The 16,238-nt window shown below is 28.9% G+C and carries 13 protein-coding genes; 9 read left to right on the forward strand and 4 right to left on the reverse strand.

The genetic code is table 11. From position 1 onward, the window contains the following. Positions 1-52: 52 nt before the first annotated feature. Positions 53-772: a hypothetical protein gene (locus tag ACNI3D_RS16320; protein WP_419767739.1), complete on the forward strand. Its 720-nt coding sequence runs from the start codon at positions 53-55 to the stop codon at positions 770-772. 61 nt (positions 773-833) lie between these two features. Here ACNI3D_RS16320 and ACNI3D_RS16325 read toward each other — a convergent pair whose 3' ends face one another. Together ACNI3D_RS16325 and ACNI3D_RS16330 are read right to left on the reverse strand one after the other, a co-directional pair. Next, a complete protein-coding gene (locus ACNI3D_RS16325) occupies positions 834-1,106 on the reverse strand; it encodes a sll1863 family stress response protein (RefSeq protein ID WP_419767740.1) in 273 nt (90 codons plus the stop codon). A 134-nt stretch (positions 1,107-1,240) separates the two neighbouring features. Next, on the reverse strand, positions 1,241-2,620 hold the full coding sequence (locus ACNI3D_RS16330; RefSeq protein WP_419767741.1) for a DUF4885 family protein: 1,380 nt from the start codon (positions 2,618-2,620) through the stop codon (positions 1,241-1,243). Between the two features lie 212 nt (positions 2,621-2,832). Here ACNI3D_RS16330 and ACNI3D_RS16335 point away from each other — a divergent pair, with 212 nt between their 5' ends. Continuing rightward, complete coding sequence (locus ACNI3D_RS16335; RefSeq protein WP_419767742.1) at positions 2,833-3,867, forward strand: cytochrome-c peroxidase; 1,035 nt, start codon at positions 2,833-2,835, stop codon at positions 3,865-3,867. Between the two features lie 48 nt (positions 3,868-3,915). On the opposite strand, the gene ACNI3D_RS16340 is transcribed toward ACNI3D_RS16335, so the two are convergent. Further along, positions 3,916-4,392 (reverse strand): MarR family winged helix-turn-helix transcriptional regulator, encoded by a 477-nt coding sequence (locus tag ACNI3D_RS16340; RefSeq protein ID WP_129100769.1) that lies wholly within the window; start codon positions 4,390-4,392, stop codon positions 3,916-3,918. Between the two features lie 96 nt (positions 4,393-4,488). Between ACNI3D_RS16340 and ACNI3D_RS16345 the strand changes: the two genes are divergently transcribed. The 7 genes from ACNI3D_RS16345 (at position 4,489) to recJ (ending at position 15,660) form a co-directional block, all read left to right on the forward strand. After that, positions 4,489-5,721 (forward strand): TolC family protein, encoded by a 1,233-nt coding sequence (locus tag ACNI3D_RS16345; protein ID WP_419767743.1) that lies wholly within the window; start codon positions 4,489-4,491, stop codon positions 5,719-5,721. Next, the gene (locus ACNI3D_RS16350; protein ID WP_419767744.1) at positions 5,718-6,791 is read left to right on the forward strand and encodes an efflux RND transporter periplasmic adaptor subunit; all 1,074 of its coding nucleotides are present in this window, start codon (positions 5,718-5,720) and stop codon (positions 6,789-6,791) included. Before ACNI3D_RS16345 ends, ACNI3D_RS16350 begins: the two co-directional genes overlap by 4 nt. A gap of 1 nt (position 6,792) precedes the next feature. After that, the gene (locus ACNI3D_RS16355; protein WP_419767745.1) at positions 6,793-9,897 is read left to right on the forward strand and encodes an efflux RND transporter permease subunit; all 3,105 of its coding nucleotides are present in this window, start codon (positions 6,793-6,795) and stop codon (positions 9,895-9,897) included. A gap of 119 nt (positions 9,898-10,016) precedes the next feature. Next, entirely contained in the window at positions 10,017-10,856 is an 840-nt protein-coding gene (locus tag ACNI3D_RS16360; RefSeq protein WP_419767746.1) for a hypothetical protein, read from the forward strand. 107 nt (positions 10,857-10,963) lie between these two features. Next, positions 10,964-12,352, forward strand: coding sequence for a cytochrome c oxidase accessory protein CcoG (gene ccoG / locus ACNI3D_RS16365; protein ID WP_129100764.1), 1,389 nt, complete (start codon positions 10,964-10,966; stop codon positions 12,350-12,352). Between the two features lie 129 nt (positions 12,353-12,481). Beyond that, complete coding sequence (gene pyrG, locus ACNI3D_RS16370; RefSeq protein ID WP_375724989.1) at positions 12,482-14,098, forward strand: CTP synthase; 1,617 nt, start codon at positions 12,482-12,484, stop codon at positions 14,096-14,098. Continuing rightward, positions 14,098-15,660 (forward strand): single-stranded-DNA-specific exonuclease RecJ, encoded by a 1,563-nt coding sequence (recJ, locus tag ACNI3D_RS16375; protein WP_419767747.1) that lies wholly within the window; start codon positions 14,098-14,100, stop codon positions 15,658-15,660. Before pyrG ends, recJ begins: the two co-directional genes overlap by 1 nt. Here recJ and ACNI3D_RS16380 read toward each other — a convergent pair. Beyond that, positions 15,655-16,236, reverse strand: coding sequence for a FlgO family outer membrane protein (locus ACNI3D_RS16380; protein ID WP_419767748.1), 582 nt, complete (start codon positions 16,234-16,236; stop codon positions 15,655-15,657). The genes recJ and ACNI3D_RS16380 overlap by 6 nt on opposite strands. Positions 16,237-16,238: the final 2 nt, after the last annotated feature.

The raw sequence follows: 16,238 nt of genomic DNA on the forward strand, positions 1-16,238 counted from the left end.
TATTTAAAGAAAAAAACTATACAATTCTTAAATATAGTTGAAAGGATAAATCATGCAAGTAAAAGAATTACCTGAACCTACTCCCTTAGATGAAGAGACCATAAAAGCAATAAGAGCAGCTAGGGAAAAAGTAGAGCAAGAAAGAAAAGAATATGTTCCAACAAGTGATCAATTAAAAGAAAATCCTTGGTTAAAAAATGCAGCAACTGGTCTTAATAAAGTCTCAGATATTATTAAAGATTATGAAAATGGTGTTGATGGCTCAGGAAAATTTACATTGTCAAAATTAACAAATACTTCCGCAGATATATTAAATGATAAAAATGAAACTATAGGTACTTATGGCATTTTTACAAAAGTAGAAGAAACAACTACTCATTTAGCTTGGGATGATGAGAATTATACAAGAAGTGGTACAAAAGAGACTAACAGTATGAGTTTTAACTACACATATAATTCATACGAAAGCAATCGTTTTGAAAATGCTAACATAAAATTCGATGTTAAAAATGCAGATAAAGAAATTGATTTTAATAAGCTCTATGATAAATTAAAAAGCGACAAAGAATTTGAAAAAGACTTTATATCTAGTTTGGACGATTATATTAATAGTAATGATGGTAGAAAGTTAATCAATTATTTGAAACAAGCTTTAGAAATTGAGAATGCAACTTTAAGCATAAAAGAACCTAGTAGTTTAGCAACATATGGGGATAAAGGGAAATTAAACTCTATGGAGAATAATAATTCACATTTTAGCCTTTTAGCATAATATTTTAACCTTAAAAAAAATCACTATCTAAGAGAGTAATTCCTCTTAGATTAAGTATTTATTAACTCATTGCTAAATGAGTATATATTGATCTAAAAGATTCATCAATAGCTTTTTTATGCTCATCAACTTCTTCTTTATTAGCCTTACTAAGTGCTTCTAATTTTGCTTTCCCCTCTTCTAAATTCATTTCTACTGTTTTGATTTGTTTATCTAGTTCAGCATTAGCTTTTGCATCCGTTGGAGACAACTTTGATTTTAACTCTTTTAATTTCATTTCACACTCATCTAATTGAGTCTGTTTTGTTTCCAAATATAGTTTAATATCATTCATCATAATTCCTTTTTTTTTAATTTATTTCCGTCAATATTATAATACTTTATCTACCTAATATCAATAATTAATAATAAAATTACATTAGAAAATTTATTATTAGTATTAAGATTTTGTTAAAATTTGTAACAATATCACTTAAAACTCTTTAAGATAACCATATCATCAAGAGAGTTTGATTTTCTTTTTCTAAATCTTTCTAAAAAAAGACGAAAATCATCTATCTCTGATTCTTTCCGTACATTAAGTAAGCATTTTCTAATTAGTTCATCTTTATAAAAAGCATCACTTTCTTCTTCATCATTTATCTTAACTTTTTTAACATTTTTTAAAATATCTGAAAGTGCCTCATCTATGATTTCATTTTTATCATAACTTTTTGTATCTTTTCTTCTTATTTCTTGTACTTTTGAAGCTTCTAACTTATCAATCCAATCTGTTTTCCCAGTTCCATAGTTCTTACTTTGCCCTACATCATAAAAAGAACCATTTTTATAATCTATTGATAAAAATAAATCAGGAATAGAATCAATCCCAACTTTTGCTAGATTTTTCAACTCTTCACCATAAGTATAAATTATTGTCTCTTTAAATTGTTCTGGAACACTTGTTCCATTTCTAATACTCTTTTTATAAATATCAAAAATATCTGTTCCTTCTTCTGTTACAAACTTTCCATTTATAACATTTAAGTCATTTAAGTCATATCCTGTCTTATCTTTCATTTCAGTAACCAAATAATATTTACCTTGCTTTTCTCTTGTAAATTGTGTTGAATCATCTGATGAACTTAAACTAATATGATAAAACAATTGTTTTGAGTTTTTCTCATCTAACATCTTTTCCAATAAACTGGTAAGATTTTTATCATCTGTTCCCGTAACACTTACTTTATAATTATTGGGGTCAATTGTAAATCTTAGTTTTGTATCTTGTGGTATTGTTATATTATTAGCATCTAATAATTGTTGAACTTGTTTATTTACTTCTTCTCTATTAAACGCTTTTTCTTTTTCACTTTCTACATCAGCATACAAGGGTCCCCTATCTCGGAAAATAGCATCTTCATATGATATCATCTTATTATTTTCTCCAAACTTTAAATAATAAAACTCATTGTTTTCAGCAGCACTTCTTTCTTTGTCAGTTAAGCCTTCAATATAATAAGGAGAATATTTATTATGATATTTATCCCACATATGTCTATAAGGATCATCAAATTTTTTATCTTCTTCAACTACTTTTGCATAATAATCATTTTTGATTTTTATTCTTATTTCTCGTTCACCTACATATTTATTTCTTGATTGTATGACTGGTTCTTCTTGAGTTTCTATTTGATTTATCTTATTTAAGTTATCTTTTGCACTTGAACTTAGACTAAGACGAATTGGATTATTTTTGTCATCATTCTCATTTTGAGTAGGTGAACTATTATCTATATTGGAATTATTTTGAAATACTTTAATACCTTGACTTACTGCTGCAAATGAATTAGTTGAGTTTATTGTCATAATAGCATCCTTTTTTCCAATTCTTATAAATAGTTTAACCATTGTAATACAACAATATAATTTTGTCAATTATTTTTATAAGATAATAATTATCTAAAAATATTATATTTTTAATAATAAATTTTATCATCTAATAAGTTTTATTTAATATAAAAGCTAATAAAATACTTTAAGGGCAATTTAATTTGTTCTAAAATTTTTAAGGAGACATTATGAAAAAGTTTGTATTGACAAGTACCCTAGTGCTTTTTTCAGCCGTAAGTTTGTTTGGAATGACAGATTCTGCTTTATTAGAAAAAGCAAAAAATTCAGGTTTAAAAGCAATTCCTCAAAGTGAGTTAGAGGTTCTAAAATTGGTAGATGACCCTAATAATCCCATTACAGCTAAAAAAGTAGAATTAGGTAAAAAACTTTATTTTGAGCCAAGATTATCAAAAAGTGGTCTTATCTCATGTAATACCTGCCATAATTTAGCAATGGGTGGAGTAGATGGAGTTTCAGCTGCAATTGGACATAAATGGACAGCAAATCCTCATCACTTAAACTCACCAACTGTTTACAACTCTGTTTTAAATAAAGTACAGTTTTGGAATGGTAGATCTCCACACTTAGAAGATCAAGCTCAAGGTCCTATTCAAGCAGGTCCAGAAATGGCAGCACCTTCAAAACTTGTTGTAAATAGAGTTACATCTATGAAAGGTTATGTTGATGAGTTTAAAGATACATATGGAGATAATGTAAAAATTGATTTTAAACTTATTGCAGATACTATTGCTGTATTTGAAAGAACACTTATCACTCCTTCTAAATACGATGATTTTTTAAATGGAAATCTGTCATCACTTAGTAAAGAAGAAAAAGAGGGTTTAAATCTATTTATTGACAAAGGTTGTACTTCTTGTCACAATGACATAGGACTTGGAGGAACGATGCAACCATTTGCAACTGCTGCTAAATACGAATTTGCTAATTTAGGAGACTTTAAAGGGGACAAAGAGGGAATGGTTAAAACTCCAACTTTGAGAAATATAGAAGAAACAACTCCTTATTTTCATAATGGTGGAGTTTGGTCTTTAACTAAAGCAGTTAAAGTGATGGGTTCTACTCAACTAGGTTTAAAAATTTCAGACAATGATGCAAAATCTATTGTTACATTTTTAAAATCACTTACAGGGGAAAAACCAAAAGTTACATATCCAATTTTGCCAGTTTCGGCAGAATCAACGCCTAAACCAGATATGAATTAATTATTATATAAAAGACATAGATTTTATAATCTATGTCTTTTTATAAAATTATTCAACTGCAGTTAATAATTTTTTTAAAACTGCTTTTAGAACTCTTTTTTCTTCTTCGTCTAATATTCCATATACTTTATTATTCTCTGTTGCAAAAACATCTAACATCTCAACTGCTAATTGTGCACCCTTTTCTTCAAGTTGTACAAGCATACTTCTTTTATCTTTTTTATCAGCTATTCTAGTTATATACTTATTTTCTTCTAATTTTTTTAGAACTTTTGTCATTCCTCCTGAAGAGAAGATTGTACTCTCATACAATTCTGTGGGAGATTGTATATAACCATTAAAATAAAGGCTAATAAGCACATCAATTTCTGAGTGGTTTATGCCATAATTGACCTTCATTATATTTTCATGTTTATTAAACATACTCTTGTAAATCAAGGTTAAAGGTAAACTAATGCCAAAGGTTTCATATTTTAGATTCTTTTCTATATTTTCATAGCAATTTTTTATGTAATTCTTATTCATAATGTAAGCGTAACATAAAGAACATTAAATATATCTTTCTCGCAAGATATATTTAAGTTATAAAATGCTATCTTTTCACAAATATAAAGGAGTAAAATGAAAAAAATACATTTATTATTTTTCTTACCTATTTTTTTATGGAGTCAAGATTTAAGTGAATTGATAAATATTTCTCAAAAAAATAAACTAATTCAATCTTCACAAGAAACAGTGGAGTCAATAAAAGATGAGTACAGTAGTGTAAAAAGATCTTATTTACCAGCTGTGAGCATTGGAACTTCTTATCAAAATACTAACAGAGAAAGTCAAAGTATGCCTGAGAATGGGTATACTTCTTATGCAAAAGTTGGACTAACAATATATGATGGTAACAAAAGATATAACTTATTTAAAAGTTACAAATCATATATAAAAAGTTCTAAAGAAGATTTATCAGCACTTAAAAATGAAGTTGCCCTTGATGTTGTAAATTATTATTATCAATATCTAACTTTAGAAGCTCAAAAAGATGCTAAACAAAAAGAGATAGAACAACTAAAATCAGAAGGAGATAGAGTCAAAAACTTTGTTGATGTTGGTTCTTCGACAACTGATGAATATGATAAAATTGAATCAAGAATTCAAAGTTCAATTTTTGATCTTAACCAAATTGAATTGAATATTATAACAGTATTACATACTCTTGAATATGTAACAGGAGAAGAAGTTTCTATAAATGCTGGTTCTTCTATAAAAGATATTAATATTAATAGTGATTTTAAAGCACAAAGACCTGATATTAAATCTTTGGAATACAATATAGAAAAACTAAAATATGATGCAAGACAAGAAAAAAGTGGCTATTTGCCAAAAATCACATTAGACAATACATACTCATATTATGATAGAAACTATAAAGATAATTCTATTGCAATGGACTACAAAGATCAAAATGTATTTTCGGTGAATCTTTCATGGGATATTTTTAACTTTAATTCTACTGGTAAAAAATATAGTGCAAAATACAAAGAGTACTTAAGTAAAAGATCAAACTATGAATACCAAAAGAAAAAAGCTGATACAGAATTAAAAACAGCACTTAAAACCTATGAAATAGGAAAAGTGAAAGTAAAAGCTGCTCAAGCATCTTTAAAAGCAGCAACTAGTGTATACGATTCAATTAAATCAAAATACCAAAATGGACTTGTAGATAATGTTTCTTTTTTAGAAGCATTAACTGAAAAATATGATGCATTAAGTCAATTAAAAAGTTCACAATATGATTTAGAAATTAACAAAGCCACAATAATTTATTATAGTGGTAAAAATGTAGGAGATTATGTAGAATGAAAAAAATATTAGTAGGTTTGTTTATTTTAGGATTAAACTTTTTATTTGCAGCTGGAGAGCAAAAGCAAGCACTACCTGTAAAAGCCTATACAGTAAGCACAAATGAGACAACATTAGAAAAGGATTATCCTGCTTTAATAAAATCAAAAAGTGAAGTAAATATTATTGCTAGGGTTCCAGGAAAACTAGAAAAAAAATATTTTCAAGATGGTGATTTTGTAAAAAAAGGTACTTTATTATATAAAATAGAACAAGATACTTATCAAGCAAATTTAAATGCTGCACAAGCACAATTAGACAAAGCAGAAGCTTTACTTACAAAAGCTACAAAAGATTGGAAAAGAGCAGAAAAATTATTTGCTGCAAAATCTATAAGTGAACAATCAAAAGATGATTATTTATATACATATCAAGATGCTCTAGCTGATGTACAAAATTACAAAGCAAAAGTACAAGATGCAAAAATTAGTTATCAATATACACTAATAAAATCACCTATTAATGGTCTAACTGGAAAAAGTGCTTTTGATGAAGGGAATTATGTAGGTTCAAATGAAAATAACTCAAATTTATTAACTATTACAAATACAAATCCCGTATATGTAGAGTTTTCTTTACCTCAAAAAGATATTTCTAAATATTTAGAACAAATAAAAAAAGGAAGTGTTAATTTTAGTATTTCAGCAAATGGGAAGACTTATTCAGATGGCAAGTTAAATTTTGTCTCTTCTAAAATTGATATAGCAACAGATAGTTTACTTTTAAGAACAACATTTGAAAACAAAAACAATGAACTTATTATTGGTGGATATTCTACAATAGAAATAAAAAACATAAAAATCAATAATGTATTTACTATCCCTGAAATTGCCATTTTACAATCAGCTAATGGAGCAGCAGTTTATGTAATTGATAATGGTGTTGCTACAGTTAGACCAGTTAAAATCGGTAATTTAACTTCAAGTGGAGTTATTGTTGAATCTGGTTTAAAATCTGGAGATAAAATTATTATTAGTAATATTGCAAAAGTAAGACCAAATGCTCCTGTTCAAATAATAGGTGAAAAATAATATGTTTTCAGCATTTTTCATAAATAGACCAGTTTTTTCAGCTGTAATATCTATTCTTATTTTCCTAGCTGGATTACTTTCAATGGTGAATTTACCAATTGAACAGTATCCAAAGGTTGTTCCACCTCAAATTATTGTATCAACTACATATCCAGGTGCTAGTGCAGAAACTATTTCAAAAACTGTTGCCGCACCACTTGAAGAAAAAATCAATGGTGCTAAAGATATGATTTATATGAATTCATTAGCAGCAGATAGTGGGATAGTTAGTATCAATGTATATTTTGAAGTAGGAACAAATGCTGATGATGCAAAAATTGATGTAAATAACCGTGTACAATCAGCCTTAGCAAAACTTCCAGCAGAAGTACAAAAACAAGGGGTAACAGTAACTGAGCGATCTCCTAGTTTACTTCAAGTGATAAGTTTCTTTTCACCAGATTATTCTAAAGACACTACTTTTATTTCTAATTATGCATTAATGAATGTTGTTGATGATTTAAAAAGAATTAAAGGTGTTGGTGATGCTACAATTTTTGGGGCAAAAGATTATGCTATAAGAGTTTGGGTAGACCCTGAGAAATTATCAAATTTTGGACTTACTACAACAGATCTTATAAATGCGATTAAAGAACAAAATCAACAATATGCAGCAGGTAAATTTGCAGCAGAACCAATTGCAAACAAACAAATGTTTACATATACATTACAAACTCCTCCAAGACTTAGTTCTCCAACAGAATTTGGTAACATAGTAATTAGAGCAAATAAAGATGGTAGTGCTTTATTATTAAAAGATGTAGCAACTATAGAATTGGGTGCTAGTAGTTATAACTTGAATTCAAAATTAAATGGTTTTCCTTCAATTCCTATTGGTATATTTTTACAAAGTGGAGCAAATGCTATTGACACAGCAAAAGCTATAAAAGAAGCATTACAAAAAGCTAGTGAAAAATTTCCAAGCGGAATATCTTACAAAATACCTTACAGTAGTACTGACTTTATTGAAGTATCAATAAAAGAAGTTGCAAAAACTTTTGTTGAAGCAATTATTCTTGTTGTTGCAATTATCTTTTTATTTTTACAAAATTGGAGAGCAACACTTATTCCTGTTTTAGCAGTTCCAGTTTCTATTGTAGGAGCATTTGCAGGAATGTATATGCTGGGATTCAGTATAAACTTATTAACCCTGTTTGGTTTAGTATTGGCAATTGGTATTGTTGTTGATGATGCTATTATTGTAATTGAAAATGTTGAGAGGCATTTAAGTGAAGGAATGGCTCCAAAAGATGCTGCATTTAAAGCCATGAAAGAAGTTTCTGGAGCATTGATAGCTATTATATTAGTTCTTTCTGCTGTATTTGTTCCTGTTGCCTTTATTAGTGGTTTATCAGGAGTAATGTACAAACAATTTGCTATTACAATTGTTGTTTCAATTGTAATCTCTGGATTTGTTGCATTAACATTAACTCCTTCACTTTGTGCAGTTTTATTAAAAGATGGACATGTTAAACCGCAAGGTTTTTTCAAATGGTTTAACAACATGTTTGATAAATTTACAAATGGTTATTCGTTTATGGTAAAAAGTACAATTAGGTATTCAATATTAAGTTTCCTATTATTTGGGGGCTTGATATTTATTACATATAATATGTACACAAATATGAGAACAGCACTTGTTCCACAAGAGGACCAAGGAGCAATTTTTATTTTCTCTTACAATCCTCCTGGTTCATCTTTAAATAGAACTACTAAATTGACAGATGAAATTTTTGATACGGTTAAACAAGATACAAGCGTAGAGAATACATTAACACTTAGTGGGTTAGACTTTATGACTTTTGCTTTAAGAACTAACTCTGCTGCAACAATTGTTAAACTTAAAGATTGGGAAGAAAGAAAACAACCAGATCAGCAAGCAGATGCAATTGCAGGAAAATTTACAGGACAATTAATGGGTAGAACTACAGATGGATTCTCATTTGCAGTACTTCCTCCTCCAATTATGGGTATGGGTGTTTCTGGTGGTTTTGAGATGTATGTACAAAATAAATCAGGAAGCGGTGTTAAAGATTTAAATAAATATGTTCAAGAGATAATCCAAAAAGCAAATTCAAGACCAGAATTGACAGCAGTTAGAACAACTCTTGCAACGAATGTACCACAATATTCTCTAAAAGTTGATAACATAAAAGCTAAATCAAAAGGTGTCAATATCGCAGATATTTTTTCAACTCTTAGTTCAACTTTTGGAAGTTATTACATAAATGACTTCAACTTATATGGAAGAACCTATACGGTAAATATCCAAGCAAAAAGTGAATTTAGAAAAGGGGTTGAAGACTTGAACAAAATATTTGTAAAAGCTTCAAATAATGAGTTACTTCCTGTAAGCTCTTTTGTTACAGTCACAAAAACAACTGGTGCTGATTTAGTTGAAAGATTTAATCTTTTTACATCAGCAAAAATTTCAGGACAACCAGCTCCAGGATATAGTTCAGGGGATGCCTTAAAAGCTATTGAAGAAGTTTCAAATGAGATTTTGCCAAATGATTATGCAATCAGTTGGGTAGGAACTGCTTATCAAGAGAAAAGAATCTCTAGCAAAAGTTATTTAGCCTTTATTTTTGGTATATTATTTTTATATTTAATCCTAGCAGCGCAATATGAAAGATGGATGATGCCAATTTCTGTTGTTATGGCTATTCCTTTTGGAGTATTTGGAGCAGTTGTTGCAACTATGATAAGAGGATTAGAAAATGATATTTACTTCCAGGTAGGTATTTTAGTTTTAATTGGATTATCCGCTAAAAATGCAATTTTGATTGTAGAGTTTGCAATGCAACAAAGAAAAGACGGACAAAGTATTTATGATGCAGCAATAAATGCAGCAAGATTAAGAATTAGACCTATTATTATGACATCTCTTGCATTTATGTTAGGAGTTGTTCCTTTAGCTATTAGTACAGGAGCTGGAGCTGCTAGTAGACACTCTATTGGAACAGGTGTAATTGGAGGAATGTTAACTGCCACAGTTATTGCTATTGTCTTTATTCCTTTGTTTTATATATTTGTTTCAAAACTAAGTGAAAAAAAGAATAAATAAATTCAAAAACTGAATAATTATTCATAAAAAGCAAAGAGTTAAAATATATTTTAACTCTTTGTTCGCTACTATAATAAATCCCATTTAAATCACACCTAATTATACAAAAGGTAAAAATAGTGAAAATATATATTTATGCCAAAAGTGGACATTCAATTGGATTGGAAGCTACAAGAACTTGTTGTGCAATTGCAGCAAAACTAAAAGAATTTGACCCAATACTTTGTACTTGCGATTTTAGAGCAGGAGTTTATTCAAAAGAAGAGTTAGGTATCAAGAAATATGTTAGCGTTGATGTTTTAACAAATCTTCCAAATATCATGGAAAGAGGTGATATATTAATCTTTGATTCTGATGAGAGTTCAGATACTATGGAAAAGTATATGAAGGATTTTTGTTCACTACTTTATAAAGTGGGTGTTGATACACCACAAAATATTGTTGATGATAAATTATTTAAAAAAGTTCCTAATCCAAAATTTGAAAAAACTCTTTTTTTTGGTGATGATGATTATGGTAATTTGTTGTTAGAACTTATAAAAAGCAGTTCAAAGAAACAAATAAATTTACTTATGGGACACTATTTTTTCATGGGCAATGAAACAAAGCTAGCACCCTATTTTGAAAAACTATTTACAGATGAAGAGTATGTTAATACAATTTCTAATTCTAAGTTTTTACTAACAACTTCTGTTCAAAGTTGTATGGAGTCTATAGCCTGTGGAAATAAACCTGTTCTATTATTAAGAGAAGACAAAAGTTATAATTTGCAATTTATTGAGAATTTAAACCTTCCTACAATAAACTATAACGAAAACTTAGATAAAATGATAATAGAATTTGAAGATATTATTTCTTCTTACCCAAACCTAAATGATATTGAAATTTTTGATTTTGAACCTTTAGTGTTACAAATAAAGAAAAAAACAGGTTCCTATAATAGTCTCAATAGTTTATAATTATAAGTTAAGCTTATGATTTTATTATGCTTCTTATAAGTTCTTATCTTCTATAATTCAAAAAACAAAGGTGGATAATATAACTTCACCTTATGAAAGGTTAAAACATGGCTTCAGAAAGTGTTCAAATTGCTAAGAAATCACCTTATCGATTTAAAAGATATTATGTTTATTTAGCAGTTACAATTATGGCTTTAGCTATTCCATTTATCAGAATAAATGGAAATCATATATTCCTATTATCATTTGATAAGAAACAACTACATCTTATGGGTATTGCATTTGATATGCAAGAACTTTATATGATGCCTTTTTTATTGATGCTACTCTTTTTAGGTATTTTTGCTGTTACAGCAATTGGAGGAAGAGCATGGTGTGGTTGGGCCTGTCCTCAAACAATCTTTAGGGTTGTATATAGAGATTTGATTGAATCAACTTTGTTAAAACTAAGAAGAATCAAAAATAAACAAAAAGAACCTGATTATTCAAAAGCTGAAAATGCAAGTAAAAAGATAGTTGGTGTTATTTTGTGGGCAATATTAGCTCTTATTGCTGCAGCTGATTTTATGTGGTATTTTGTTCCTCCTGAAGATTTTTTTACATATTTACAAGATCCTTCAGAACATATGTTTCTAATTGGAATTGTTTTATCTATTGCTGCATTTTTAGTATATGATGTTGTAAAATTAAAAGAAGATTTTTGTGTTTATGTATGTCCTTACTCAAGAGTTCAATCTGTTTTATATGATGATAATACACTACAAGCGATTTACTCTACTAACAGAGGTGGAGATATTTATAATGGGAATAAAGAAAAAATTATTTTCAAAGAAAAAGATTTACCTGATCCTTCAAATGAATGTACAACCTGTGAATCATGTGTAACAGTATGTCCTACTCATATTGATATTAGAAAAGGTTTACAATTAGAGTGTATCAATTGTCTAGAGTGTGTTGATGCCTGTACTACGGTTATGGGAAAACTTGGCAAAGAGTCATTAGTTCAATGGACAAGTACAAATAATATCAAAAATAATATTCCTACAAAAGTTGTAAGAAAATCAACTGTTATGTATAGTGTTGCTTTACTAATTGTAATTGGACTTTTATTTGTAATGGGTGGTGAAAAAGAGTATATGCTTTTAAATATAAATAAAACTACTCAATTGTACCAAGTAAAAAAAGATAATCTTGTTACTAATAACTTCTTATTTTTATTCCAAAATACAGATTCAAAAAGACACAAATATGCATTAGAAATAGTGGATAACAAAGACATATTTATAGAAAGATTTAATCCATTTTCACTAGGTGCTGGAAAATTAGCTAAAAAAGTTGTAATTTTAGGAACTAAATCTGAATTGGTAGTTGACAATACAAAAGATACTCCAATAACAGTCACTATTAGGGCTTATGCAGAAGATGAGCCAGATAGAGTTCAAGTATTTAGAAAAGCAGTATTTATTTACCCAAGAGAAGATATGCTTAAAAAATAAAACTCTTTGTAAGTGTAGATTTAAATATTTACACTTACAAAAATCTTTCAGAAAATTAAACCCTACTTAACAATACTTTAGCTATAATCGCGGCTATAAATAACTACTATTTTTTACGGAGTATCACCAATGACTAAATTTATATTTGTTACAGGTGGGGTCTTAAGTTCCTTAGGAAAAGGGATAACTTCTGCCTCTATCGCTACTATTTTAAAGCAATCAGGTTACAGAGTAACTATGCTAAAAATCGATCCATATTTAAATGTTGATCCAGGAACAATGAGTCCATTAGAACATGGAGAAGTATTCGTTACAGCAGATGGTGCTGAAACAGATTTAGATTTAGGAAATTATGAAAGATTTATTGATGTAACTCTTGGTGCAAAAAATAGTTTTACTACAGGACAAGTTTATTTATCTGTAATAAGAAGAGAAAGACAAGGTGGATATTTAGGAAAAACTATTCAAGTAGTTCCTCATGTAGTTGATGAAATAAAAGCAAGAATTTTTGATGCAGCAGAAGGTTATGACTTTTTAATTGTTGAACTAGGTGGAACAGTAGGAGATATCGAAGGTTTACCATTTATGGAGTCTATTAGAGAAATAAGACATGAATTGAATAAAGATAGAACTATGAATATTCATGTAACACTTGTTCCATATATTGCAGCGGCTGGTGAACTTAAAACAAAACCAACTCAACACAGTGTTCAAGAATTAAGAAGAATTGGTATTACACCTCATATGCTTGTATGTAGAAGTGAAAAACCTCTACCAAAAGAGTTAAAGAAGAAACTTGCAATGTCTTGTGATATCAACAACAATGCTGTAGTTGAAGCAGGTGATGCACAATCAATTTATCAAGTACCAATGAACTTCTTAAAAGAAGGTATTTTAACTCCTTTATCAGAGCACTTTAACATCAAAATAAAACCAAATATGGAAAAATGGGAAACTCTTGTAAAACATATTATTCTTCCGCAAGGTGAAGTAACAATTGCTTTTGTAGGTAAATATATAGAACTAAAAGAATCTTATAAATCTTTAACAGAATCATTGATTCACGCAGGAGCTCACTTAAATACAAAAGTTAATATTAACTGGTGTGATAGTGAAAGAATAGAAGATGTTGGAGCTTACGATATTATAGGCAATTCTGATGCAATCTTAGTTGCAGGTGGGTTTGGTAATAGAGGAGTTGAAGGTAAATTAAAAGCAATTGAATATGCAAGGGTAAATAATATTCCTTTTTTAGGAATTTGTTTAGGTATGCAGCTTTCTATTGTAGAATATTGTAGAAATGTTCTAGGTATAGAAGATGCAAACTCAATTGAATTTGATGAAAAAACTACTAATCCTGCTATTTATTTAATTGATGAATTTATGGACCAATCTGGTAATAAGCAACTAAGAACTCACAAATCACCAATGGGTGGAACAATGAGATTAGGTGAGTATCCATTTAATCCAAAAGCTGGAACAAAACTAAAAGCTGCTTATGGAAATAATGAAACTTACTATGAAAGACATAGACATAGATATGAAGCAAATCCTGCTTACAAACAAAGATTAGAAGAAGCAGGAATGATTGTTTCTGGTGAATCAGATGGACTAATTGAAGCAGTAGAGCTTAAAGATCACCCTTGGTTTGTTGGTGTTCAATTTCACCCTGAGTTTACATCTCATTTAGAAACACCAAATCCAATAATAACAGAATTTGTAAGACAAGCTACTAAAACAAAGTAATGTCAAAAGTCACAAAACAAAAACTTTTTGACATACTATCTGCAAGACATCTAAAGAGTACATACTCTAAGCTTGCAGATATTCCTCCACCTACAGGCTTTAAAGATATCCAAAAAGCTACCAAAAGAGTAAAACAAGCAATATTAGATAATGAAAAAATCACCATAGTTGGTGATTATGATGTTGATGGTGTTGTTTCAACTTCCATTATGGTTGATTTTTTTAGACAAGTTGGTTATGAAGTTAATTATATCATTCCAAATAGATTTGAGCATGGATATGGCCTATCTCCAAAAATATCTGAACTAATTGATAGTGGATTAGTAATCACAGTTGATAATGGAATTTCAGCATGTGCAGCAACTCAAATTTTAAATGATAAGAATATTGATGTTATTATCACAGATCACCATACTGTTGGAAGCGAAATCCCAAATGCCTATTCAATTATCAATCCCAAACAAGAAGATTGTAACTTCCCTTTTAAAGATATTTGTGGCGCCCAAGTTGCTTGGTACTTTTGTGCATCAATAAAAAAAGAGTTAAACCTAGATATAAATATGACTAACTTTTTAGACTTATTATGTATAGCTATTATTGCCGATATGATGCCCATGACAAGTCTTAATTATATTATGGTTAAAAATGGTCTAAAGAGAATTGAGACCTCAAATAGAGTATCTATATCATACCTACGAAGCACTATGAGAAAAAGCTCTTTTATTTCAGATGATATTGGTTTTATAATTGCTCCTAAAATAAATAGTGCAGGAAGAATGGATGATGCATCTATTGCTCTATCTTTTTTATTATCAACTAACTTTGAAGAAGCAAGTGAAGCCTTAGATTTATTAGAAGAGCTAAATAATAAAAGAAAGCTCTTACAGGAAAGCATCTCATTAAAAGCAAAATATGAAATAAATGTAGATGATAAAGCAATAGTTGTTTGGGGTGATAATTGGCATGAAGGTGTAATTGGAATAGTTGCTTCAAAATTATCACATGCGTTTAAAAGACCTGCTTTTATTTTTTCTATAAGCAATGGAATAGCAAAGGGAAGTGCAAGGGCAAATGCAGATATTAACTTACATACAATTATCTCAGAAGCACAGCATCTTTTATTAGGTTTTGGTGGGCATAAAAATGCAGCTGGTATTTCTATGAAAATAGAGCACTTAGATGAGTTTAAAGCCATTATTAACTCTGCACTAAGTAAAGCATCAAAAGAGCTATACATAGAGCCTATAACACTAGGTGAACTTGATATTTCAAGTGTAGATTTAGAGTTTATGGATATTATAGAGATGTTTGAACCCTATGGCTTGGAAAACCATAAGCCAATATTTAAAATATCAAATGCAAAAGTAATAAAATCAGAACTTTTTGGTAAAGAAAAAAACCACTTAAAACTTTTTCTAAATGTGGATGGTTGTGATTTTGAAGCTATTAAATTTTATAGTGATAAAATAGATAAAAACAGTGTTGATATGATTATTTCAATAAATAAAAATGAGTTTAGAGGAGATATAACTCCTCAGTTTTTAATTCAAGACTTTTTATAGAACCATTGGTGCATAAACAGTACTAGAATCAGGAGTTCTTTCTAAGTCTAAGATTTCCTCATCTATTAAGGTTGAGGCAGTTGAAGAACTTAAGATTGTTCCACTTCTTACATCAATAAGTTTTATAAAAACTATTAGTCTTTTTGTTGTAACACTATATGTACCTACAACTGCAAAATTTTCATCAATGACTTGATTATTGATTTTATTAGAATTTCGACTTAATACATTAAATCCACGCTTTCCAATTTGGAAATTATTACCTAATTCAACTTCTCGTACTAAAATATTTTTACTTAATAATGAATTTTTAAGAGTATCTGATAATAAAAAGCCTAATTTTGAGTGATTTTGAAGATTATCAAGATTTACAAAATCTGAAACTAAAACTGTTTCATCTTTAGAAATATTTTTATCAAGTTTAGTATATGAGTTTTCAACTAAAGCTCTTAACATAGCTTGAAAGTTATTGGCACCATCAATGTCTTTATATACACAAGAAGTGAAAAGAAGGGGAAGTAAAAGAGATGTTAAAAAGAGTTTTATCATCCCTTTACTAAAGAAGTTTAATTTCATAA

Source organism: Arcobacter siniprincipis (SeqCode) (genome assembly GCF_048571125.1).
GTDB classification, from domain to species: domain Bacteria; phylum Campylobacterota; class Campylobacteria; order Campylobacterales; family Arcobacteraceae; genus Arcobacter; species Arcobacter siniprincipis.

Excerpts from the sequence above, each read along its gene's own strand:
- ACNI3D_RS16320 (WP_419767739.1), top strand. The coding sequence starts at position 53 with ATGCAAGTAAAAGAATTACCTGAACCTACTCCCTTAGATGAAGAGACC.
- ACNI3D_RS16325 (WP_419767740.1), bottom strand. The coding sequence starts at position 1,106 with ATGAATGATATTAAACTATATTTGGAAACAAAACAGACTCAATTAGAT.
- ACNI3D_RS16330 (WP_419767741.1), bottom strand. The coding sequence starts at position 2,620 with ATGACAATAAACTCAACTAATTCATTTGCAGCAGTAAGTCAAGGTATT.
- ACNI3D_RS16335 (WP_419767742.1), top strand. The coding sequence starts at position 2,833 with ATGAAAAAGTTTGTATTGACAAGTACCCTAGTGCTTTTTTCAGCCGTA.
- ACNI3D_RS16340 (WP_129100769.1), bottom strand. The coding sequence starts at position 4,392 with ATGAATAAGAATTACATAAAAAATTGCTATGAAAATATAGAAAAGAAT.
- ACNI3D_RS16345 (WP_419767743.1), top strand. The coding sequence starts at position 4,489 with ATGAAAAAAATACATTTATTATTTTTCTTACCTATTTTTTTATGGAGT.
- ACNI3D_RS16350 (WP_419767744.1), top strand. The coding sequence starts at position 5,718 with ATGAAAAAAATATTAGTAGGTTTGTTTATTTTAGGATTAAACTTTTTA.
- ACNI3D_RS16355 (WP_419767745.1), top strand. The coding sequence starts at position 6,793 with ATGTTTTCAGCATTTTTCATAAATAGACCAGTTTTTTCAGCTGTAATA.
- ccoG (WP_129100764.1), top strand. The coding sequence starts at position 10,964 with ATGGCTTCAGAAAGTGTTCAAATTGCTAAGAAATCACCTTATCGATTT.
- pyrG (WP_375724989.1), top strand. The coding sequence starts at position 12,482 with ATGACTAAATTTATATTTGTTACAGGTGGGGTCTTAAGTTCCTTAGGA.
- recJ (WP_419767747.1), top strand. The coding sequence starts at position 14,098 with ATGTCAAAAGTCACAAAACAAAAACTTTTTGACATACTATCTGCAAGA.
- ACNI3D_RS16380 (WP_419767748.1), bottom strand. The coding sequence starts at position 16,236 with ATGAAATTAAACTTCTTTAGTAAAGGGATGATAAAACTCTTTTTAACA.